This is a genomic window from Mesorhizobium sp. M7A.F.Ca.CA.002.15.2.1 (assembly GCF_003998715.1).
GTDB lineage: Bacteria > Pseudomonadota > Alphaproteobacteria > Rhizobiales > Rhizobiaceae > Mesorhizobium > Mesorhizobium ciceri.
The window spans coordinates 1-21,538 of sequence record NZ_RZPI01000020.1; the positions used below are offsets into that span (position 1 = coordinate 1).

The window sequence follows — 21,538 nt, forward strand, 5'->3', positions numbered from 1 at the left end:
GATCACGCCAGTCGAAAAGGATCGGGCGCGCCGAAGCGCGCCCGATCCTTTTTATTTTTATGAGGTCAGATGACGAAGAACCAGTTGGCGAGCAGCATCACCACCACGCCGGCGACCAGCGTCAGATAGGGCAGCATGCCCGCCTTTTTGACCGAGAGGTCGGCCCCCGTCATGCCGAGATCGGCCAGCATGTGGTCGGGGAACTTGCCCTTGTCCTGAATGTAGTGTCGGAAGCAGAACACCGGGATGATCAGCGCTGCCGTGATCAGGCCGGCCCACAGCGCCATCGGGTTCCATACCTTGGCACCGGCGCCCATGAAGATCGCGTTGACATAGGCGAAGATCGCCCCGATCCCGAGCAGCCAGCTCGGCGCCTTCCAGGGCCGTGCGATATGGCCGTTGTCGATGCGGTGGATCCAGCCGGCGTTGAGGTTGAGGAAGTTGAAGATGATGTAACCGCAATTCGACACGGCGAGGATGAAGAAGAAGCTCGTCGCGTCGGCCGAGGCGATGGCCAGCACGATCAGGTTGAAGACGAGATCGGTCCACATTGCCCGTGTCGGCGCACCATGTTCGTTGACATGGCTGAGATAGCGCGGCAGCCAGCCGTCGACCGAGCCCTGGTAGAGCGTACGCGAAGAGCCGGCCATGGCCGTCATGATGCACAGCACCAGCGCCAGGATCATCAGCATCACCAACAGGCTGTGGACTAGCGCGCCGCCGCCGACCATGCCGGCCAGCGCGTCGGCGACCCCGGAGCCGTCGACGATCGGCGTCGCCAGCATACCGTTGAGGCCAAGCACGCCCTGGAAGGTGAACGGCACCAGGATGAACAGCAGCATGCACAGAAGGCCGGAATAGAAAATCGCCTTGAACGTGTCGGTGCCGGGGTTCTTGAACTCGGATGTGTAGCAGACGGCGGTCTCGAAGCCGTAGGTCGACCAGGCGGCGATGAACATACCACCAAGCACCAGCGTCCAGCCGGCGATGTTCCAGGCACCGGGCTCGGGCGCGTAGGCTGCGGCCAGCGGCACCAGCGGCGAAAAATTCGCCCAGTTGATCTGGCCGGTGACGATCGGCACCACGCCGACGATCAGCATCGGGACGATGACCAAGAGGCCGATATATTTCTGCACATTGGCGGTGCCGAGAATGCCGCGATGCTGGATCGCAAAGATGATCAGCATCAGCACTGCGCCGATAAAGAAGGTCGCGTTGAAGGTGAACGAGACCGGTCCCAGCGTGTGGCTGTAAAGCGTCCAGTTGCGGATTGCCGGCGTCGCCGCCGCGGTCACCGCTGTGATGGCGTCGGCGGCACTCGTCCCGGCATGCGCGGCGATATAGGCGACGACATCGGGTGAGGTTTCGGTGAACAGCGGCACTGGCGCCAGCGCGTTGAGGATGTAGGCGGCGGCGATCGAGCAGCCGAGCGACAGCACCGGCGACCAGGCGAACCAGTTGCACCAGACAGACAGCGGCGCGATGAACTTGGAATAGCGCAGCCAGGCGGTGGCGCCGTAGATCGACGCGCCGCCCGACTTGTTCGGAAACAGGCCGGCGATTTCGGCATAGGTGAAGGATTGCAGGAAGCCCATGATCATGGAGAAGATCCAGATCGCGAAGGCCAGCGTGCCGGTCGTGCCGGCAATGCCGCCGATCGAGAACAGGACCAGGGCCGGCACGCCGCTCGCCACCCAGAAGGCGCCGCGCCAGTCGATATTTCGGTGCAACTTGCCTTCGGCAAGCGGCTCCAGGACAGTCGTTATCGTGCTCATATGTCTTTGTTCCCCATTTTGATGTTCCCCGTTCGTGACGGCCGCGACTTCGCGAGGCTTCATCATCGACGCATGCTTTGGGCGGCTGTCGGTGTTTCCACTCAGTCGCATTTTTTTCTTAACAGTGAAGATTGATCCGGCGCGCTTTCAGGTCAAGCGATTTGTCGCGCCGTGCACATCACGCTTGCGAAACATGTCGGCTTCACACTGCCGCGGTGGGATTGTTCGGAAAAGGACCAAGGGTCAGGAAGCGAAAACCCGCCGGAGGCGGGTCGCGGCGCAAATCAGCACCATGGACGAATATGTAGCATAGCTGCCCTCAGCAGGTCAAGAAAAAATTCCTATCACGAACTGCAGCACGGCCTCACTGTCTTGGGAGGGAAGGGCCGTCAGGAACGCGGTTTGGTCTTTTGCGGATCGTAGTGGGCGAAGGCGACGACTCGCGCCGGCAGCCGCTTGGCATGGCCGTCGAGCTTGCCGATCTCGACCTCGGTACCGACAGCCGAATGGGTGACATCGAGCCTGGCCAGCGCGATGGTCTTGTTCAGCACCGGCGAGCGCATGCCTGACGTGACCACGCCGATCTGGGCACGGCCGACATGCACGCAATCGCCATGGCCGACGTCGACATTGGCGTCGATGTCGAGACCGACCAGCTTCGTCTGCGGGTGCTCCTTGCGGCGGATCAGCGCCTCGCGGCCGACGAAATCGTCGGTCTTGCTCTTCAGCGGCACGGTGAAGCCGATGCCGGCCTCGAACGGATCGGTCTGGTCGGAAAATTCGTATCCGGCGAAGATCAACCCGGCCTCGATGCGCACCATGTCCAGCGCCTGCAGTCCCATCGGCTTCAGCCCGTGAGGCTGGCCGGCTTCCCAGATGGCGTCGAAGACTTTTTCGGCGTCGCGCGGATGGCACCAGATCTCGTAGCCGAGCTCGCCGGTATAGCCGGTGCGCGAGACGACGACCGGAATGCCGTTGCCGCCACCAATGCGGGCGACGGCGAAGCGGAACCATTCGAGTTCGTCGATCGACGGCTGCAGCGGCGAGGTCCAGATCACCTCCCTGAGGATGTCGCGGCTCTTCGGTCCCTGCACGGCGACATTGTGCATCTGGTCGGTGGAGGAACGCACAAGGACATTGAGGCCGAGTTTTGTCGCCGTCTCGCGCAGCCACTCGCCAGACAGATCGTCGCCGCCGACCCAGCGGAAATTGTCCTTGCCCAGCCGCAGCAGGGTGCCGTCATCAATCATGCCGCCATGCTCGTAGCACATGGCCGAATAGACCACCTGGCCAACGCCAAGCTTCTTGACGTCGCGGGTCAGCGTGTATTGCAGCAGCGCTTCGGAATCCGGGCCGGTGACCTCGAACTTGCGCAGCGGCGACAGGTCCATGATCACCGCGTCTTGGCGGCAGGCCCAGTATTCGGCGATCGGCCCGTCCTTGGCGAAGGAATTGGCGAGCCAATAGCCCTTGTACTCCTGAAAGTTGCGGGTGTGCTTGGCAAAGCTCGAATGAAAAGCGGTCTCGCGGGTCATTTTCGGTTCCGAATCGGGCGTCATGCGTCTGGCGATCGCTCGCGAGAATTTGTGCTGGCCGGAATAGGTCCGCACATGGATGTCGGTCGGGTTCCAGCCATTGGCCGGCGTCGTGTCGTCGGGGCAGGCGGAGGAAACGCAAACGATGTCGGTGAGCGCCCTGAGCAGCACATAGTCGCCCGCCCGCGACCACGGCTCGTCGGACACCATGACGCCATGCGCGTCGATCGCCGTGTTGAAGAAGAAGTTGATCGCCATCCAGCCCGCGCGGGGATTGACGCCCTTGCCGGCCAGAGCGCCGTTGAAATTCTCCGAACAGTTGGTGTGTCCGGGATAGCCGATGTCGTCGTAATATTTGGCGGCGCAGGCGAGCGCGAAGGCGTCGTGCCGGCCGCATGTGTCCTGCACCACCTCGACCAGCGGCTCCATGTCCTGGTCATAGTATTTGGAATGCAGGCCGGGCATCGGGTAGCTCGCACCCATGAGCGTGCGCGTCGTCGTCACGTCGAGCGGATGATCCAGTCCCCTGTCCAGCTTGCGCGCCGAAAAGCACTGGAAATCGGTGCATTGGCGCCCGTCGACATCGATGATCTGCAGATAGTCGCCAGCCCCAACGAAATAGGCCTCCGCGGTCGCCGAATGGACGCGCAAATCGAGCACCGGGTCGGCAAGCGGATCAGCCAATACCGATTTCGCCGCCGGGCGGATCGTGGCGCGGCGAACGAAGACGGTCAGCGGTGTCGCCGTGTCATGACCATCGACCAGCATCGGCCCGCCGGGGGCGGCAATCAGCACCGCACCATCGCGTGCGACGGTGAAAGCCTGCTCGGTGCCGGCCGGTGTCGTGACGCCGAACACCCGCACCGCCCTGGCGTGGTCAAGCTGCACCTGCCGGCGGGCGAGCCCGCTCCGCAGGGATGCGAGACTGTCGTCGCCCTCTATGAGCAGCGCTTTGATGCCGGCAGCGTTGCTGTTCGATGCTTCACCAAAAATGCCGGGATCGGTCGCGCCGGTCCTGTCCCAGGCCAGAAGTTCGCAGGCCTGGCCGCCTTCGACATTGCGCACGGTGATCGCGTCGCCGGCCTCGATGTCGATCAGCACCGCGCCGTTGCCCTGGATCGTATAACGCTCCATGCCCGGCGGCAGCGCGATCTGGCCCGGCCTCAGGATGAGGCTAGGCTTGGGCGGTCCGGCAGCAATTGCGGGGTAGGGCGACTGGCTCATCTCAGCCTTGCGGTTCGAGAAACAAGTTTGCCTGTGCGTGAAATTATTTTAGCAGCAAGAATAGCAGTGCGGTTGGGTTTGGCAAGGCGGAGGTGGCGCGCTTTGCCTTCTCCCCTTGTTGTGGGAGAAGGGAAGACTAGCCAAGGCTAAGCCAGTCTCTCTGTATGGTTGATGTCGACGCCGTACTCCGCGCCCGAATCCAGCATCGTATGCCAAAGGCTCTCGGCAAACGTCGCAAACATCAGAACGTTGAACACCGCCTGCCCATCCGTCCGATCACTGTCGCGCCAGAGCGTGACGCTGGTGTGATCCATCGACGTCGCGGCGGCGGCGCCAACCGGAAACGAATCGGGATGCAAATCGATCGACGACAGTTTCGCCAGCATTGTCCGCGCCTTGGCGCCGGAGATGCTGACCAGAACCCGCGCATGCGACTGGTCCGACAGCGAGCCGGACAATGCGGGCTCCAGCGTCTGCATCGTGTGCTTGCCGCCCTTCGACAGCACGAAGAACTGGTCCGGTCCCGACCAGATCAGCGTTGCGTCCGAAGTCCGCACCGCCTTCGGCGCATCAGGGACAGCAACACCAAACCGAGCCTTGGCGGCTTGTCCCAGCTCGGCCGCCTGGCCGCGCCGCGCCATCCCCTGGATCAGATCAAAATTGCGGATCTCGGTCAGCGAAATGCCGGCCTCGATACCGCGTGCGCCATCTGTACCGGTGACAAGCGCATGCTCGAGTGGGCTGCGAGAAACCCAGGAAAACTCAACCACGCTGGCGCCCTCCATCCGGGTCGTAGAAGACGGGATTGCAGAGTTCGACGTCATAGTCTTCGCCGCGCAATGGATCATGCGCGTGCACGATCTCGCCGATGCGTTCGCGGCCGCGTTCGACAAGCGCGAGCCCGATCCACTGATCCAACGTCGGCGAGAAGCAGACCGAGGTGACATAGCCCTGGTCGTTGCCGGGGCCGGGCGTCTGCCCCTTCGGGATGATGTGTGCGCCGGAGCGCAACCGGCGTGTCTCGTCCGTCGGCTTGATGCCGACGACGACCTGGCGATCTGGGGCTACCAGCGCCTCGCGTCCGGCCATGACGCGGCCGATATAGTCTTTCTTGGTCGACATCATCTTGCCCAGACCAAGATCGGCCGCTGTCGTCGTGCCGCTCAGTTCCGGTCCGGCGATGTGGCCCTTTTCGACGCGCATGACGCCGAGCGCCTCGGTGCCGTAAGGCGTCACGCCGAATGGCGCGCCGGCCAGCATCAGATTGCGTGCCATCGCATCACCGAAGCGTGCCGGTACCGAGATCTCGAAGGCCATTTCGCCGGAGAACGAGATGCGGAACAGCCGCGCCTTGAGGCCGCCGCGCAACGTCACTTCGCGCGCGCCCATGAACGGAAAGCCTTCGTTGGAAAGGTCCTCGGACTCATCAACGATCTGTTTCAGCAACTCCCGCGCGCTCGGTCCGGCGATCGAGAACTGCGCCCACTGGTCGGAGACGGAAGTGAGCTGCACGTCGAGCTCCGGGAACAGCACCTGGCGGCAGAATTCGAGATGCTGCATCACCAGACCGGCCTTGGCCGTGGTGGTGGTGAGAAAATAGTGGTCTTCGGCCAGCCGCGACGTGGTGCCGTCGTCATAGACGATGCCGTCCTCGCGCAGCATCAGACCGTAGCGCGCCTTGCCCACTGCAAGACTGGAGAAGGTGTTGATGTAGACGCGGTCGAGGAAGGCGCCGGCATCCGGACCGTGCACGTCGATCTTGCCGAGCGTCGAGACATCGCAGAATCCGACGCCTGAGCGCACCGCCTTGACCTCGCGCGTCACCGATTCCAGCCAGTCCTTCTCGCCCGCGCGGGGGTACCACTGCGCCCGCTTCCACAGGCCGGTGTCGACGAAGACAGCACCTTGTTCCACGGCCCAGTGATGCGACGGCGTCAGCCGCGTCGCATGGAAAGTCTCGTCGCGGTGATGGCCGGCGAAGGCGCCGATGGCGACGGGCACGTAAGGCGGCCGGTAGATCGTTGTCCCGGTCTCGGGGATCGAACGGCCGCTGACCGCAGCCATGATGGCGAGGCCGGCGACATTCGAGGTCTTGCCCTGGTCGGTCGCCATGCCGAGCGTGGTGTAGCGCTTCAGATGCTCGACCGATTCAAAACCCTCGCGCTGCGCCAGCTCGATGTCGGACGCGGTGACGTCGTGTTGCTGGTCGACAAAGGCTTTGCCCTTGCCGGCGACATGCCAGAGCGGCGTCAGCGAAAAAGCCTCGTCATCGGCGGCAGGCGCGGCGCCCGCCGTACCATTGTGCCCCGTGTCACGGGCCGCTGCCGCGCCAGCGGCAAATCCCTGGCTCAGGCAGGCGCCGAGCCCGAAATCGCCATTGGCGGCACCCGCGGCGACCATGCCTGGAGGCGCGCCGTCGGGCACGAAGGCGGAGATGTCGCTGCGCCATTTCGGCCGGCCGCGATGATAGGAGGTCAGCCCGACCGCCGGGTTCCAGCCGCCGGAAACGGCGAGCCCGTCCGCTTCGACCTCGGCGCGCGCGCCGCCGGTCAGCGACACCGCGATTTTCCTGACGCCATCCTTGCCGCCGTCGATGCCACTGACGGAACCGTGCAGCACCGGGAAGCCGCCCTTCGAGGCCAGCGAACGATGCGCCGGCGATATTTCGGGCCGTGCATCGATGACCGCCGCTATCTGCAGGCCGGCACCGAGCGCCGTCTCGACGGTGCGCCAGCCGTCCTCATTGTTGGTGAAAAGTGCGATCCGCTTTGCCGGTGTAGCGGCGTAGCGCGCGACATAGGTGCGCATGGCGGAGGCCATCATCACGCCGGGCGTGTCGTTGCCGGCAAAGACGATCGGCCGTTCGATGGCGCCGGCTGCCACGACGCAGCGCTTCGCCACGATCCGCCACAGGCGCTGGCGCACCTGGTGCTCGGGCGGCGAGGGCAAATGGTCGTTGACCCGCTCAATGGCGCCATAGGTGCCGCCATCGTAGACGCCGAACAGCGTCGTGCGGGTCATGACGCGGACGTCGGGCATACCAGCCAGTTCAGCCAGCGTCCGCGAAATCCACTCGGCCGCAGGTTCGCCGTCGATCATTCCGCCATCCGACAGCAGACGGCCGCCGAGGACAAAATCCTCCTCGCACAGGATGACGCGGGCGCCTGCGCGGCCGGCTGCCAACGCCGCGGCCAGACCAGCCGGGCCGGAGCCGGCGATCAGCACGTCGCAATGCGCCCATGCCTTGTCGTAGTGGTCGGGATCGGCAAGGCCGGCGGCACGGCCAAGGCCTGCGGCGCGGCGGATCGCCGGCTCATAGATCGCTTCCCAGAACTTCGCCGGCCACATGAATGTCTTGTAGTAGAAGCCGGCAACGAAGATCGGCGCGAACAGCTGGTTGACCGACATCACGTCGTGGCGCAGCGACGGCCAACGGTTCTGGCTGGCGGCCTCGAGCCCGTCATAGAGTTCGGCCGTCGTCGCCTTGGTGTTCGGCTCGCGCCGTGCCCCGGTGCGCAGCTCAACCAGCGCATTGGGTTCTTCCGAGCCCGCAGTCAGGATGCCGCGCGGGCGATGGTATTTGAATGAGCGGCCGACCAGCTTGACGCCGTTGGCGATCAGCGCCGAGGCGAGCGTGTCGCCCTGGAAGCCGGAGAAAGCCTTGCCGTCGAAACGGAAGTTCAGCGGTGCCGAGCGGTCGACAAGCCCGCGATTGCCGAGCCGGTGTGTCTGCGCGCCGGCCATCACGCACCAACCTTCGCAGCGCCGGCACCAGCCGCCGGTTCGATGGAGGAAATCTCGTGCGTCAGCGTGTTGCGGGTGACCTTCAGCCAAGCCCGGCAACCACCGCCATGGTACCAATATTCGCTGGTCGCGCCGGCGACATTGTCGCGCAGATAGACATAGTCGAAGACCTCGTCTTCCGAGGCGCCGGCCTCGGGCCGCACCGGCTTGGCGTCGCCGAGATAGGTGAACTCGCCGAGTTCGCGTTCACCGCAGAAAGGACAGGCAATGCGCATTTCTTCTAAACCGCCTTCAATGCAGGTTCGGTTGGGCGCCCTGGCCCTTTTCGTCGATCATGGCGCCAGTTCGGAACCGGTCTAGGCGGAACCGTGCCGCTTCTTCATGCGACTCGTCGCGAGCCAGGAGGTGCGCAAAGACAAAACCGGACCCTGGCGTCGCCTTGAAGCCGCCATAGCACCAGCCCGCGTTGAGATAGAGCCCGTCGACGGGCGTCTTGTCGATGATCGGTGAACCATCCATCGACATGTCCATGATGCCGCCCCACTGGCGCAGCAGGCGCACGCGGCCGATCATCGGCATCAGCGCCATGCCGCCCTCGCAGACGTCTTCCATCACAGGCATGTTGCCGCGCTGGGCGTAGGAATTGTAGCCGTCTATATCGCCGCCGAAGACGAGGCCGCCCTTGTCGGACTGGCTGACGTAGAAATGGCCGGCGCCGAAGGTCATGACGCCCGGGATGAGCGGCTTGATCGCCTCGGAGACGAAGGCCTGCAGCACGTGGCTCTCGATCGGCAGGCGCAGACCGGCCATTGCTGCGACGCGCGACGAGGAGCCGGCGACCGCCATGCCAACCTTTCCGGCGCCGATCTTGCCGCGCGACGTCTCGACGCCGGTCACCTTGCCATTGGCGTCCCTGACAAAACCGGTGACTTCGCAATTCTGGATGATGTCGACGCCGAGTTCGCTCGCCGCATGCGCATAGCCCCAGACCACCGCATCGTGCCGCGCCGTGCCGCCGCGCCGCTGCAACAGCCCGCCTTGCACGGGAAAGCGCGCATTGTCGAAGTTCAGGAACGGGATCATCTTCCTGACGGCAGCGAGGTCGAGCAGTTCGGCGTCGATGCCGTTGATGCGCATAGTGTTGCCGCGCCGCGCATAGGCGTCGCGCTGCGCATCGGAATGGTAGAGGTTGATGACGCCGCGCTGGCTGACCATCGCATTGTAGTTGAGGTCCTGCTCCATCCGCTCCCACAGCTTCATCGACAATTCGTAGAAGCCGGTGTTGCCGGGCAGACCGTAATTGGAGCGGATGATGGTGGTGTTGCGGCCGGCATTGCCGGAGCCGATCCAGCCTTTTTCGAGCACGGCGACATTCTTGATGCCGTACTCGCTGGCGAGGAACCAGGCGGTGGCCAGCCCGTGCCCGCCGCCGCCGATGATCACCACGTCGTAGCGATCCTTCGGCGTGGCGTCGCGCCAGGTGCGCTGCCAGTTCTTGTGGCCGGACAGGGCGGCACGAGCGAGCGAGAAGATCGAATATTTCATCAGTTCATTCCGAGGTCGCTCGCGTCGCGCTGGTGGTCAAATATCCAGCGTGTGGTCGCGCTCCCATTGCGTGAAGTGCGAAGCATAGGAATTCCATTCCTGGTGCTTCAGCTTTAGGTAGGCCGACGAGAAATCCTCACCCAGCGCCGCCTTGAGCGATTTGTCCTTGTCGAACTCGCGCAAGGCGTCGAGCAGGTTGAGCGGCAGTTTTGGCGCGCCCTTTACCGTATGGCCATGCTGGTACATGTCGATGTCGTAGCGCTTGCCAGGATCGGCCTTCGAGCGAATGCCGTCGAGGCCGGCGGCGATGATGACCGCTTGCAGGAGATAGGGATTGGCGGCGCCATCCGGCAGCCGCAGCTCGAAGCGGCCGGGGCCGGGCACCCGCACCATGTGGGTGCGGTTGTTGCCGGTCCAGGTCACCGTGTTCGGTGCCCAGGTCGCGCCCGAAATGGTGCGCGGCGCGTTGATGCGCTTGTAGGAATTCACCGTCGGGTTGGTGATCGCGGCCAGTGCGGAGGCATGTTTCATGATGCCGCCGAGGAAATTCCTGCCCTTGGCCGACAGGCCGAGCTCCATCGAATTGTCGGCGAAGACGTTGGTCTTGCCGGCCTTGTCCCAGACCGAGATATGCGCATGGCAGCCATTGCCGGTCAGGCCCTGGAAGGGCTTCGGCATGAAGGTCGCGCGCAGGCCATGCTTTTCCGCGATCGACTTGACCATGAATTTGAAGAACGAGTGCTTGTCGGCGGTCGCCAGCGCGTCGTCGAAGGCCCAGTTCATCTCGAACTGGCCGTTGGCGTCCTCATGGTCGTTCTGATAGGCGCCCCAGCCGAGCGCCAGCATGTGGTCGCAGATCTCGGCGATGACGTCGTAGCGCCGCATCACCGCTTGCTGGTCGTAGCAGGGTTTTGAGGCCGTGTCGTATTCGTCGGAGATCGTCTTGCCGTCAGGCGAGATCAGGAAGAACTCGGCCTCGACGCCGGTCTTGACATGCATGCCGTCGCTGGCGGCTTCCGCGATCAGCCGCTTCAGTGTGTTGCGCGGCGCCTGGTCGACCTCCTTGTCGTCCATGATGCAGTTGGCCGCCACCCAGGCGACCTCAGGCTTCCACGGCAGCTGGATCACCGAATCCGGATCCGGCACCGCAAGCATGTCGGGATGCGCCGGCGTCAGGTCCAGCCATGTGGCGAAACCGGCAAAGCCGGCGCCGTCCTTCTGCATGTCTGATATCGCCTGCGCCGGCACCAGCTTGGCACGCTGGCCACTGAACAGGTCAGTGTAGGAAATCATGAAATATTTGACGTTTTTCGCCCTTGCGAATTCAGCAAGATCAGTTGCCACGGTAGTTCCCCATTTTTATCGATTGTTGTTCCCGAGTATGCGGGAATCGGCCCTTCGTTGATCAGAAGCCGTTCTTCCCCGGTATCCAGTTGGTGCCGGCCAGCGGCACGCCGGCCATGGCGGCTGCCTCGATCGTCAGCGCGACCAGGTCCTCGGGTTCGAGATTGTGCAGGCTGTTCTTGCCGCACGCGCGGGCGATCGTTTGAGCCTCAAGCGTCATCACCTTGAGGTAGTTCGCCAGCCGGCGCCCGGCAGTCACCGGATCGACCCGCTTCATCAGTTCCGGATCCTGCGTGGTGATGCCGGCGGGGTCGCGCCCCTCGTGCCAATCGTCATAGGCGCCGGCCGTGGTGCCAAGCTCGTTGTACTCCGCCTCCCAGCGCGGATCGTTGTCGCCGAGCGCGACAAGGGCCGCCGTGCCGATCGAGACCGCGTCGACGCCGAGCGCCAGCGCCTTGGCGACATCGGCGCCGTTGCGAATGCCGCCGGAGACGATCAACTGCACCTTGCGGTGCATGCCGAGGTCCTGCAGCGCCTGCACGGCCGGCCTGATGCAGGCAAGCGTCGGCTGGCCGACATTTTCGATGAACACTTCCTGGGTGGCGGCGGTGCCGCCCTGCATGCCGTCGACGACAACGACATCGGCGCCGGCCTTCACGGCAAGCGCCGTGTCATAATAGGGGCGCGCGCCGCCGACCTTGACGTAGATCGGTTTTTCCCAGTCGGTGATTTCGCGCAATTCGAGGATCTTGATCTCGAGATCGTCGGGTCCGGTCCAGTCGGGATGGCGTGAGGCCGAGCGCTGGTCGATGCCTTTCGGCAGCGTGCGCATTTCGGCGACACGATCCGAAATCTTCTGGCCAAGCAGCATGCCGCCGCCACCCGGCTTGGCGCCCTGGCCGACGACGACCTCGATCGCATCGGCGCGGCGCAGATCGCGCAGGTTCATGCCGTAGCGCGACGGCAGATATTGATAGACCAGTTGCTTGGAATGGCCGCGCTCCTCCTCGGTCATGCCGCCGTCGCCCGTCGTGGTCGAGGTGCCCGACAGGGTAGCGCCGCGTCCGAGCGCTTCCTTGGCCGGACCCGACAGCGAGCCGAAGCTCATGCCGGCAATGGTGATCGGAATCTTCAACTCGATCGGCTTCTTGGCATGGCGAGAGCCGAGCACGACCGATGTGTCGCAGCGCTCGCGATAGCCTTCGAGCGGGTAACGCGAGATCGAGGCGCCGAGGAACAGTAGGTCGTCGAAATGCGGCAGCTTGCGCTTGGCGCCGGCGCCACGGATGTCATAGATGCCGGTCGCCGCGGCACGGCGGATCTCGGAAAGCGTGTAGTCGTCGAAGGTCGCGGATTTGCGCGGCGTCGTCGGCGGGTTCCTGTAGGTCATGCTGCCTCAATACGCGTCGGCGTTGTCGATATTGAAATTATAGAGGGTACGCGCCGAGCCGTAGCGCTTGAACTCCGACGGCTTGACGCCGGTGACGCCGGCGCGGTCGAGCAGGCCCTGCAGCAATTCCAGATGCTCGGTCCGCATTTCCTTGGCGATGCAGTCGGCGCCGAGGCTGTCGACCTTGCCGCGCACGAAGAGCCGCGCCTCGTAGATGGAATCGCCGAGCGCATCGCCGGCATCGCCCAACACCACCAGATTGCCTGACTGCGCCATGAAGGCCGACATATGGCCGATATTTCCATGCACGACGATATCGATGCCCTTCATCGAAATGCCGCAGCGCGACGAGGCGTTGCCTTCGATGACCAGCAGGCCGCCCTTGCCGGTGGCGCCGGCATACTGGCTGGCGTCGCCTTTGATGGTGATCGAGCCCGACATCATGTTCTCGCCGACTCCAGGCCCTGCCGAGCCATGCACGGTAATGGTGCTGCCGGAATTCATGCCGCCGCAGTAATAGCCGACGCTGCCGCGCACATCGATGGCAACAGGCTGGTCGACGCCAACGGCCACCGAATGGCTGCCTTTCGGGTTCAGCACTTCCCATGCCGTTTCGTTCGAGCCGGGAGCCAGATTGTGCAGCGCCTGGTTGAGTTCGCGCAGCGACAACTGGTCGAGATCGAAGACCCGAGGGTCGTGTGCCGCGGTTTTTGAAAGCGTGGTTGCCGGCATGAACTCAATGCTCCCAGAAATAGACGGTTGCGGGCTCGGGTTCCCAGACCCTCGCATTGTCTATGCCGGGCAGTTTGGTCAGCGCGCGATATTCCGAGCCGAAGGCGACATATTGGTCGGTTTCGGCCATCACGGCTGGCTTGCAGGCAATCGGATCGCGCACCACGCCAAAGCCGTTCTTGGTGCCGACGACGAAGGTGAAGAAGCCGTCGAGGTCGGAGAGCGTGCCTTCCAGCGCCTCGCCGAGATTCTTGCCATGCGCCATCTGTGACGAGAGATAGGCGGCAGCGACTTCGGTGTCGTTCTCGGTTTCGAAGGTCATGCCTTCGCGGATCAGTTCGCGGCGGACATTGTTGTGGTTCGACAGCGAGCCATTGTGCACCAGGCACTGGTCGGCGCCGGTCGAGAACGGATGCGCGCCCATCGTCGTCACCGCCGATTCCGTCGCCATGCGGGTATGGCCGATGCCATGTGTGCCGGTCATCTTGCGGACATCGAAGCGATCGACGACTGCCTCGGGCAGGCCGACTTCCTTGTAGATCTCGACCACGTCGCCGGCGCCCATGATGCGGATGTCGGGGCGCAGCGCCTGGATGGTTTCGCGCGCTTCATCGATCTTCGCGGGGGTGGTCCTGACGACTGCATGGGTGGATTTCACCGCGATCGTCACCGGCGTGCCGATGGCCTTGGCGAGCTCCGCCTCGAGGCCGCGGAAATCGCGGTCGGGCTTGGCCGACTGGATGGTGATCTTGGCCTCATTCTTGGACGGCGCGCCATAGATGGCGATGCCGGCGCTATCGGGACCGCGATCGCTGAGCGAGATCAGCATCTGCGACAGCATCGCGCCAAGCTGGGGTTCCAGCGACTTGTCCTTCAAAAACAGTCCGACAATTCCACACATGTCAGCCTCCCGACGTTTTGTAGCTAAGAGATCGTTTGCAACTCTGAAAATGATGTATCGAATGAGGTCCGCAAATTCAATCGTATGAAAAAAATATTCCTCTAATTACCTATGCGTCTCAATGCCGCTCTGCCCACTATCGTTGCCTTGCCGGGCGTTGTGAACCCATTTGGCGGTGCGGATGCGGGCGAGCTTGTAGGCGTCCAGGATCGACAAAGCATAGATCAGGAAGCCGCCGGCGTGACGGCCGACGAAGCTGGCATCGGGCGGCGCGATCTTGGCCGTCACCCATGCCAGGATCACCATGAAGAAAAGGAATTGAAGGCCGCGCACCGGCACGCCCAGAATGACGTGCCCGCTTCCCGGCAGCACGATTGCGGCGCCGAGAACCAGATAGGGATTGGCGGGTGCAGTGGCGGAACTGGTCATGCGGCCTGCCGTTCGCTTTTGTTGATCGCGTCGCGAAGCGCCGACACCGACATCAGCAGCCTTTCGATCAGCGCGGGATCGAGTGCGGCGTCGCCGAATTCGGCCTGCCGGAAAACGCCATAGCGCGCCCGCTCGGCTTCGGCCAGAAGCCAGACGATGCGTATACCCTTGGGCGTGATCAGCAGTTCCTTGGCGCGCCCTTCGGAAAAGATCTCGATATGGCTGGCGATCAGGCCTTGCGGAAAGCGCGCCGCCCTGCGGTCGGTGCGCAGCACCGACTCGGCGGGAAATCCCGGAGCCTTGGGCAGCGTATGCTCGAGATGATCGAAATTGGAGAAGGTCGTCGGCGAGCCCGGCCGCATCATCATGTCGAAGGTGGCTGGTACCGCGACCTCTTCGGTGATCGAAACACTGAGCCAGCGCGCCGGCAGTTTGCGCGTCGCCAGCGTATCGACGATGGTGCGCACCTGGACACGTTTGCTGTTCCAGGATCCTTCCCAGGTGATGACGCCGGCGGTGCCATCCGAAACATTGGCAGCATCGGCGATGATTGTGCGGATGCGGTCCTGCTCGACGGCGAGCGCCATCGATGCCCTGCTGCGGCTGGCACGCGCTTGCCAGGCAAGGTGGAGAACGACAACCAGGACAATGGCCCCGGCCAGCAGTGCTGATGTCAGATCGGACATTTTCTCATGCCAGGCCCGCCCGGGATCCGGACGGGCCTACTCCCATCAATAACCCTGCGGCTTTGGCCACGGCATGGTGAACTGGTCGCCGCGCCGCACGAATTTGTAACGGTAGAAGTGGAACCACAGCGAGATCAGGAAGTAGAAGGCGACCATGGCGATCAGCTGCGAGCCGAAGCCGAGGAAGATGGCGAAGAAGGTCACCACGCACAGGCAGAACAGCACCATGGCCGGGATCGGATGGAAGGGGTGGGTGTAGCCTCGGCGGATCGAGCCCAGCGGCCATTTCTTGCGGAACATGATGATGTTGATGCTCATGAACGTGTATTGCAGCACCCCCGACAGGATCGAAAAGGTGATCGCCTGGTTGAGGTCGGCGATGAAGGCGAAGGCCAGCGCGATCGGCAGCAGGAACAGGATCGAGCGATAGGGCGTGCGATATTTCGGATGCACGGCCGAGAACCATGTCGGCAGATAGCGGTCGCGGCCGAGCGAGAACCAGGCGCGCGCCGCATCGTTGATGCAGCCATTGGCCGACGCCAGCGCGGCGAGCAGCGTGGCGACGAACAACAGGTTCTCGAGCAGCGGGCTGCCGGTCAGCTTGCCGGCGTCCCACAGTGGATAGTAGGTGATGCCGAGATATTCCCAGGGCATCAGGGAGGCGCAGACATACCAGGTCATGGCCGCCGCGATCAAAAGCGTGATCATGCCGGCCATGGTGCCGTAAGGCAGCGAGCGGGCCGGGGAGCGCACTTCCTCGGCGGCCTGTGTGGTGCCTTCGATGCCGAGATAGTACCATATGCCGAACTGGAAGGCGGCGATGACGCCGATCCAGCCATAGGGAAGCGCATTGCCTGGGGTGACCAGTTCGTTCAGCTTCAGCACCGCGCCTTGCGTCCACGGGCTGACCGAAAAGAACAGGATGACGATCGAGATATAGGCGATCGCGGTGATGACGAAGTTGACGTTGAGCGTCATCAGCACGCCGCGATAGTTCAGCCACGCCAGCACGACGATGGTCGCGGCGATGAAGGAATTGTGGGTGAGCCCTTCGACGCCGGCCTTGGCGACGATGGTGTCGCCGAGCAGGATGGCGTCGGACACTTCGAGCATCGTGTAGGCAAAGACCAGGAACAGCGCGACGTTGAACGCCATCAGCGGTCCGACGATGTGCTTTGCCTGCGCATACTGGCCGCCAGCGGCGGCCACGGTCGATGTCACCTCGGAATCGATCATCGCGACCGAGGTGTAGAGCAATCCGACGACCCAGCAGACGATGAGCGCGGCCAGCGCGCCACCCTTGTCCGCCGAGAAATTCCAGCCGGTGAATTCGCCGACCAGGACGATGCCGACGCCGAGCGCCCAGACATGGGCCGGTCCGAGCACGCGCAGGAGTGAAACTCTGTCCCCTTGGACAGCCGGGGCAGCCGGTTCAAGTGCGATCGTCATTGTTCAATCCTCACTCAGATCCGGTGTTTTTCGGAAGTGGCTTCCAGTTCGCCTTCGCGCGACGAGGTCAGCACCTCTTCGGAGAAGGTCGTGTCGACCTTGAACCAGTCGTAAAGCATCCACAAAGCGAGCACGATCGAGATGCCCCAGCATGCGTAAGAGAGTGCCACCCACATGATCGTGTCCCCGAATTAAATCGTCCTCAGAACTCTTACTTGTCGTCGAATTTTTCGTTGATGACGTCGCGATATTCGCGGTCGGATGCGCGAAACAGGAAGACGAAATAGCCTATCAGCACCGCAGCCATTATGATCAGCGTCGGCCAGTCGATGACATAATGGAAGCGGTTCTGGATGATGTCGTGCGCGGTCTCGGGCGTGTAGCCGAGCTTTTCCCAGATCGAGGCCATGGTCGGGTTCTGGCCGAGCGCTTCCCACGTCTTGGCGTCGAGCGCGTCGATGGATTTCGCCGCACCGGCGAGGCCCAGTTTCAGCGGCAGCCACAGCGCCACGAAAATGGCGACGACGACGACGGCGATGTCGAAAACCTGCCCGGCCTTGCTCTGCTCCGGCGGCGTGTAGCGGGACATTTCTTCTACCCCTCAGGACTTGCGGTTGCGGAATGCGTCGGCGTTCTTGATGTCGAGCCCGTAGATGAATTCCTTGTCTTCCTTGTAGTGCTTGACCATCGCCAGGATGGCGGCCGTGTTGAAGATCAGCACGGCGGCGGCGGCGATCGCGACCACGGCCTTGATGCCGCTGTGCGGGATGTAGGGCCATGTCATGAGCAGGACGAAGAGGATCGTCGCCCACAGGCAGACGATCAGGAGCGCAGATCCGCGCACGTCGGAGCGGTACAGCGCTTCGATGCGCTGTTGCATGTCTGACATCGGTTTTCCCCTTTTTCCAACGCCAGGCCCCGAATTGGCCGGCCGCTGCCCTCTTTCAAGAGAGTGAAATTTTTTTCATAAATTCAGTCCGAATCCCGCAATTGTCAAGCGCGATTTACGTGAGGTTAACTGTTTGCTTTGCGCGGTGGATTTTGCCTGACAATGAAATTAATTGCTTATGGGTATTGCGGCGTCCTGGCGTTTGCGATCAATATTCGGTCAAAGCTCCCGCCACTGCGCAGGGGGCAGGGAACAGCAGAGCATTATCGAAACGGAGGACGAGCGGATGACGGCATCCTGGAGATTTTCGACCCTGGCGGATCGCCACCGAGCGCTCGGTTCGAAGCTCGAAGACTGGAGCGGCATGGGAACCGCCTGGACCTACGACAAGGATGCCGACGAGGAGTACATCGCCATCCGCACCAAGGCTGGCCTGATGGATGTCTCCGGCCTCAAGAAGGTGCACATCACCGGGCCGCATGCTTCACACCTGATCGACCTGGCGACGACGCGCGACGTCGAAAAGATCTATCCCGGCAAGTCGGCCTATGCCTGCATGCTGAACGAGGCGGGAAAATTCACCGACGATTGCATCCTCTACCGCACCGGCCCCAATGCCTGGATGGTCGTGCATGGTTCGGGCACCGGCCATGAAGAATTGCAGCGGGCGGCTATGGGCCGCGACGTGTCGCTGCGCTTCGACGACAATCTGCACGATCTTTCGCTGCAGGGGCCAACCGCCGTCGACTATCTGGCCAAGCACGTGCCGGGCATTCGCGACCTCAACTATTTCCATCATATGCAGACGCAACTGTTCGGTTTGCCCGTCATGATCTCGCGCACCGGCTACACCGGCGAGCGCGGCTACGAGATCTTCTGCCGCGGCCAGGATGCCGGCACGATCTGGGACAGGATTCTCGACGAGGGCAAGAGCGCCGGCATCATTCCGTGCCGCTTCACCACCCTCGACATGCTGCGGGTGGAAAGCTACTTGCTGTTCTACCCCTACGACAATTCGCAGAAATACCCGTTCGAGAACGAAGGACCCGGCGACACGCTGTGGGAACTCGGCCTCGACTTCACCGTCAGCCCCGGAAAGACCGGCTTTCGCGGCGCCGAGGAGCATTATCGCCTCAAGGGTAAGGAGCGCTTCAAGATCTACGGCGTTCTGCTCGACGGCAAGGAGCCGGCCGATGAGGGTGCGCTGGTCTATCGCGACGGCAAGAAGGTGGGCGTGGTGACCTGCGCCATGTATTCGCCGCTGGTCGAGAAATCGATGGGCATCGCCCGCCTCGACGTCGACTGCGCGGTCAAGGACACCAAGCTCGAAATCCGCAACAGGAGCGGCGCCATCAAGGCCACCGCCCAGCCATTGCCATTCGACGATCCCAAGAAGACCAAGCGCACGGCGAAAGGTTGAGGCATAGTCGACGGCGAGGGGTTCGAGCAATTCCAGGAAAAGTGTGAAACGGTTTTCCGTCCGGAATTGCGTCAAAGCAAAGAGATAGAGCGGTCCGCCGTTTCTATGAAACGGTGAAGCGCTCGAAGGCACGAAGACTTAAATGGCAGCCAAAAGCATCATCAGCCGGCCTGTTTACGGAACCTTGTCTCCGCAGCCCGGCAAGCATCATCTTTTTATCGCGGATGCGGAAGGGGCGCTGGCGATAGCGGAGATGGCCGGGAGGGCGCCGCCCGGGTTTTTCGACGACGCCGACATCGTCTTCATTCCCGGGCCTGACGGCAAACACACCGCAGCCCTCGAAGCGCTGAGACCGGTGCAGTTTCATCTGTCGCCATCCTTCGCCAGCCTGCTGCCACGGCTTAGGCAGACACTGGCAAATGCGCATATGGGCCTGCGCCTCTATCTCGCCGGCACTGAGGGCCTGATCGGCCAGGCGATGCAGGTGGCGCTTGAAGCCGGCATCGACCACACTTCGATCCAGACCGAGCACCGCGGTTCGCTGGCGCGGCGCATGCAATGCGTCCACTGCAAGGGCATCACCGAGAATGTGACGACGCAGCCGGCGACCTGCGCGCATTGCGGCCTGCTGCTTCTGGTGCGCGATCATTATTCCAGGCGCATCGCGGCGTTCCAGGGCGTCTGCATCAACGCCGAGGATCGCAGCGAGATTCCTCCGATGGAGGAGGTTTTCCGATGAGCGCCGGAACAACAAAACTCGATGTCGTGGTCAGCGACGTCGTCCCGGTCAACGACCTCGTCACCCGCTTCCATTTCCGCCGGCGCGACGGCGAGTTGCTGCCGACCTTTTCCGGCGGCGCCCATGTCGTGGTCGAGATGCGCGACGGCGAACGCACCAGGCTCAACCCCTATTCGCTGATGGGCTCGCCGCTCGACACGCGCGAATACACGATCTCGGTGCGCCGCGACGATGTCGGCCGCGGCGGCTCGCTGTTCATGCACCGGAACGTCAAGCCCGGCATGGAGATGGTGGTCAGCTATCCCGTCAATCTGTTCTCGCTCGACCTGCGCGCCAAAAAACATCTGATGCTGGCCGGCGGCATCGGCATCACGCCGTTCATGGCGCAGACCGCTCAGCTTGCGGCGGAAGGCGGCAATTTCGAACTGCACTACACCTGCCGCACCGCATCGCTCGGCACCTATGCCGATGTGCTGCGCGAGCGCTACGACCGACGGGTCAGGCTCTATCATGACGACCTTGACGAGCGCATCGAACTCGACCGGCTGCTGTCGACGCAGCCGCTCGGCACGCATCTCTATGTCTGCGGCCCGGCCGGCATGATCAACTGGGTGCGTGATCGCGCGGCAAGCCTCGGTTGGCCATCGGAAACCGTGCATTTCGAGCATTTCGCGGCCCCCCAGCCTGGCCTGCCTTTCGACGTGACGCTTGCCGTCAGCGGCAAGACGATCCGCGTCGATGAGCAGCAGAGCCTGCTGGAAGCGATCGAAGCGGCCGGCGTCGATCCGCCCTATCTCTGCCGCGGCGGCGTCTGCGGCCAGTGCGAAACCAACGTCATCTCTTGCGACGGCAAGTTCATCCACAACGACCACTGGCTGAGCGAGGAAGAGCACCGTTCGGGCAAGAAGATCATGCCGTGCGTGTCGCGCTTCGAGGGCCGGTCGCTGGTCCTGGAGCGCTAGGAGGAAATCATGGGCATCACCTTTCGCAAGGAAACGTTCCGCGACGACTTCACCTTCAGGAACAGCCCTGAGCACATCAGGCGCTTCCCGTTCCCTTTCCACGAAGACGCCTACATGTATGCGGTCAACATCGAGCCGCATGTCGTCGGGCCGAAAGGCAGCGTGCTGGAAAACCTGATCGACGTCGACGAGCACTATGTCGCCGAGATGCAGGACCGGGCGCTGGTGCTGGCCGAGGACCCGCTGCGCTGCCAGTCGCTGCCGCACATGACGCTGGCCGGCTGGGACCTGCTGGAACTGCTGATGGAGCAGCAGGCGCTGGGCTATCCCGAACATTTCACACTGACCCGCGACGGCGACCGCTGGCGCTGGATCAACCGGCCGCTCGGCATCGACGACACCTTCACCTTCGGCGACACCTCGACGCTGCCTTACGGCCCGATGGAGTACATCACCCGCCAGAGCCAGGGCGACTTCTGCATCCTCGACCAGCGCGACGGCAATCTGTGGATGGATGCCGGCATGGTCACCACCCAAGCCGACTGGTCGCTCGATTTCGACATCGGCATGAACTTTTTCGAATGGCACGCGCCGGTGCCGCTGGCGCATGAGAAGGGGATTTTTGTCAGGGCGCTGAAATTCCTCACCAACATCCAGCAAGGCAAGCCGGCCAGGCGCCTGAACTGGACGATGACCATCAATCCGCGCCTCGACACCAGCCCCGAAAACTATCACAAATGGGGTCCGGACCGGGCTACGGTGACGCCGGAGAAT

General features: G+C 63.0%; 20 protein-coding genes. 4 read left to right on the forward strand and 16 right to left on the reverse strand.

Translation table 11 applies throughout. The features are described 5' to 3' along the window. Positions 1-65: 65 nt before the first annotated feature. From ENZ74_RS02665 to ENZ74_RS02740, 16 genes are all read right to left on the reverse strand, one after another. Positions 66-1,775, reverse strand: coding sequence for an APC family permease (locus ENZ74_RS02665; protein WP_024502584.1), 1,710 nt, complete (start codon positions 1,773-1,775; stop codon positions 66-68). 389 nt (positions 1,776-2,164) lie between these two features. Then, positions 2,165-4,534 carry an aminomethyltransferase family protein gene (locus tag ENZ74_RS02670; protein WP_063167612.1) on the reverse strand — a complete coding sequence of 790 codons (2,370 nt, stop codon included), beginning with the start codon at positions 4,532-4,534 and terminating at the stop codon, positions 2,165-2,167. Between the two features lie 146 nt (positions 4,535-4,680). Further along, positions 4,681-5,304 carry a sarcosine oxidase subunit gamma gene (locus ENZ74_RS02675; protein ID WP_063170183.1) on the reverse strand — a complete coding sequence of 208 codons (624 nt, stop codon included), beginning with the start codon at positions 5,302-5,304 and terminating at the stop codon, positions 4,681-4,683. After that, the gene (locus tag ENZ74_RS02680; protein ID WP_063167613.1) at positions 5,297-8,278 is read right to left on the reverse strand and encodes a sarcosine oxidase subunit alpha; all 2,982 of its coding nucleotides are present in this window, start codon (positions 8,276-8,278) and stop codon (positions 5,297-5,299) included. The genes ENZ74_RS02675 and ENZ74_RS02680 overlap by 8 nt, the downstream gene beginning before the upstream one ends. Then, a complete protein-coding gene (locus tag ENZ74_RS02685; RefSeq protein ID WP_024502588.1) occupies positions 8,278-8,553 on the reverse strand; it encodes a sarcosine oxidase subunit delta family protein in 276 nt (91 codons plus the stop codon). Before ENZ74_RS02685 ends, ENZ74_RS02680 begins: the two co-directional genes overlap by 1 nt. A 16-nt stretch (positions 8,554-8,569) precedes the next feature. Next, positions 8,570-9,823 (reverse strand): sarcosine oxidase subunit beta family protein, encoded by a 1,254-nt coding sequence (locus ENZ74_RS02690; protein WP_013532907.1) that lies wholly within the window; start codon positions 9,821-9,823, stop codon positions 8,570-8,572. A gap of 36 nt (positions 9,824-9,859) precedes the next feature. After that, positions 9,860-11,167, reverse strand: coding sequence for a type III glutamate--ammonia ligase (glnT, locus tag ENZ74_RS02695; protein ID WP_063167614.1), 1,308 nt, complete (start codon positions 11,165-11,167; stop codon positions 9,860-9,862). A 61-nt stretch (positions 11,168-11,228) separates the two neighbouring features. Next, a complete protein-coding gene (locus ENZ74_RS02700) occupies positions 11,229-12,557 on the reverse strand; it encodes an FMN-binding glutamate synthase family protein (RefSeq protein WP_063167615.1) in 1,329 nt (442 codons plus the stop codon). A 6-nt stretch (positions 12,558-12,563) separates the two neighbouring features. Next, positions 12,564-13,289, reverse strand: a complete 726-nt coding sequence (locus tag ENZ74_RS02705; RefSeq protein ID WP_013532905.1) for a GXGXG domain-containing protein — start codon at positions 13,287-13,289, stop codon at positions 12,564-12,566. Positions 13,290-13,293: 4 nt separating this feature from the next. Further along, a complete protein-coding gene (locus ENZ74_RS02710; RefSeq protein WP_063167616.1) occupies positions 13,294-14,190 on the reverse strand; it encodes a glutamine amidotransferase family protein in 897 nt (298 codons plus the stop codon). Positions 14,191-14,295: 105 nt separating this feature from the next. Continuing rightward, a complete protein-coding gene (locus ENZ74_RS02715) occupies positions 14,296-14,619 on the reverse strand; it encodes a hypothetical protein (RefSeq protein WP_063167617.1) in 324 nt (107 codons plus the stop codon). After that, the gene (locus tag ENZ74_RS02720; RefSeq protein ID WP_024502593.1) at positions 14,616-15,305 is read right to left on the reverse strand and encodes a hypothetical protein; all 690 of its coding nucleotides are present in this window, start codon (positions 15,303-15,305) and stop codon (positions 14,616-14,618) included. The genes ENZ74_RS02715 and ENZ74_RS02720 overlap by 4 nt, the downstream gene beginning before the upstream one ends. A 45-nt stretch (positions 15,306-15,350) precedes the next feature. Further along, positions 15,351-16,754 carry an amino acid permease gene (locus ENZ74_RS02725; protein ID WP_024502594.1) on the reverse strand — a complete coding sequence of 468 codons (1,404 nt, stop codon included), beginning with the start codon at positions 16,752-16,754 and terminating at the stop codon, positions 15,351-15,353. A gap of 14 nt (positions 16,755-16,768) precedes the next feature. Then, complete coding sequence (locus tag ENZ74_RS02730; protein ID WP_013532900.1) at positions 16,769-16,930, reverse strand: hypothetical protein; 162 nt, start codon at positions 16,928-16,930, stop codon at positions 16,769-16,771. Between the two features lie 35 nt (positions 16,931-16,965). Next, positions 16,966-17,343 (reverse strand): hypothetical protein, encoded by a 378-nt coding sequence (locus ENZ74_RS02735; RefSeq protein ID WP_013532899.1) that lies wholly within the window; start codon positions 17,341-17,343, stop codon positions 16,966-16,968. A 12-nt stretch (positions 17,344-17,355) separates the two neighbouring features. Continuing rightward, positions 17,356-17,643, reverse strand: coding sequence for a hypothetical protein (locus ENZ74_RS02740; protein ID WP_013532898.1), 288 nt, complete (start codon positions 17,641-17,643; stop codon positions 17,356-17,358). Positions 17,644-17,929: 286 nt separating this feature from the next. On the opposite strand from ENZ74_RS02740, the gene ENZ74_RS02745 reads away from it, so the two are divergent. The 4 genes from ENZ74_RS02745 to ENZ74_RS02760 all read left to right on the forward strand — a co-directional run. Beyond that, entirely contained in the window at positions 17,930-19,063 is a 1,134-nt protein-coding gene (locus ENZ74_RS02745) for an aminomethyltransferase family protein (protein ID WP_063167618.1), read from the forward strand. A 142-nt stretch (positions 19,064-19,205) separates the two neighbouring features. Further along, positions 19,206-19,802: a dimethylamine monooxygenase subunit DmmA family protein gene (locus tag ENZ74_RS02750; protein ID WP_063167619.1), complete on the forward strand. Its 597-nt coding sequence runs from the start codon at positions 19,206-19,208 to the stop codon at positions 19,800-19,802. Continuing rightward, on the forward strand, positions 19,799-20,764 hold the full coding sequence (locus tag ENZ74_RS02755) for a PDR/VanB family oxidoreductase (RefSeq protein WP_063167620.1): 966 nt from the start codon (positions 19,799-19,801) through the stop codon (positions 20,762-20,764). The genes ENZ74_RS02750 and ENZ74_RS02755 overlap by 4 nt, the downstream gene beginning before the upstream one ends. 9 nt (positions 20,765-20,773) lie before the next feature. Next, on the forward strand, positions 20,774-21,538 hold a 765-nt coding region (locus ENZ74_RS02760; RefSeq protein WP_164760941.1), incomplete at its 3' end, for a DUF3445 domain-containing protein.

Coding starts and splice junctions, on each gene's coding strand:
- ENZ74_RS02680 (WP_063167613.1), bottom strand. CDS start 8,278: ATGGCCGGCGCGCAGACACACCGGCTCGGCAATCGCGGGCTTGTCGAC.
- ENZ74_RS02665 (WP_024502584.1), bottom strand. CDS start 1,775: ATGAGCACGATAACGACTGTCCTGGAGCCGCTTGCCGAAGGCAAGTTG.
- ENZ74_RS02715 (WP_063167617.1), bottom strand. CDS start 14,619: ATGACCAGTTCCGCCACTGCACCCGCCAATCCCTATCTGGTTCTCGGC.
- ENZ74_RS02690 (WP_013532907.1), bottom strand. CDS start 9,823: ATGAAATATTCGATCTTCTCGCTCGCTCGTGCCGCCCTGTCCGGCCAC.
- ENZ74_RS02730 (WP_013532900.1), bottom strand. CDS start 16,930: ATGTGGGTGGCACTCTCTTACGCATGCTGGGGCATCTCGATCGTGCTC.
- ENZ74_RS02705 (WP_013532905.1), bottom strand. CDS start 13,289: ATGCCGGCAACCACGCTTTCAAAAACCGCGGCACACGACCCTCGGGTC.
- ENZ74_RS02755 (WP_063167620.1), top strand. CDS start 19,799: ATGAGCGCCGGAACAACAAAACTCGATGTCGTGGTCAGCGACGTCGTC.
- ENZ74_RS02670 (WP_063167612.1), bottom strand. CDS start 4,534: ATGAGCCAGTCGCCCTACCCCGCAATTGCTGCCGGACCGCCCAAGCCT.
- ENZ74_RS02750 (WP_063167619.1), top strand. CDS start 19,206: ATGGCAGCCAAAAGCATCATCAGCCGGCCTGTTTACGGAACCTTGTCT.
- ENZ74_RS02725 (WP_024502594.1), bottom strand. CDS start 16,754: ATGACGATCGCACTTGAACCGGCTGCCCCGGCTGTCCAAGGGGACAGA.
- ENZ74_RS02740 (WP_013532898.1), bottom strand. CDS start 17,643: ATGTCAGACATGCAACAGCGCATCGAAGCGCTGTACCGCTCCGACGTG.
- ENZ74_RS02720 (WP_024502593.1), bottom strand. CDS start 15,305: ATGTCCGATCTGACATCAGCACTGCTGGCCGGGGCCATTGTCCTGGTT.
- ENZ74_RS02745 (WP_063167618.1), top strand. CDS start 17,930: ATGACGGCATCCTGGAGATTTTCGACCCTGGCGGATCGCCACCGAGCG.
- ENZ74_RS02700 (WP_063167615.1), bottom strand. CDS start 12,557: ATGACCTACAGGAACCCGCCGACGACGCCGCGCAAATCCGCGACCTTC.
- ENZ74_RS02685 (WP_024502588.1), bottom strand. CDS start 8,553: ATGCGCATTGCCTGTCCTTTCTGCGGTGAACGCGAACTCGGCGAGTTC.
- ENZ74_RS02735 (WP_013532899.1), bottom strand. CDS start 17,343: ATGTCCCGCTACACGCCGCCGGAGCAGAGCAAGGCCGGGCAGGTTTTC.
- ENZ74_RS02710 (WP_063167616.1), bottom strand. CDS start 14,190: ATGTGTGGAATTGTCGGACTGTTTTTGAAGGACAAGTCGCTGGAACCC.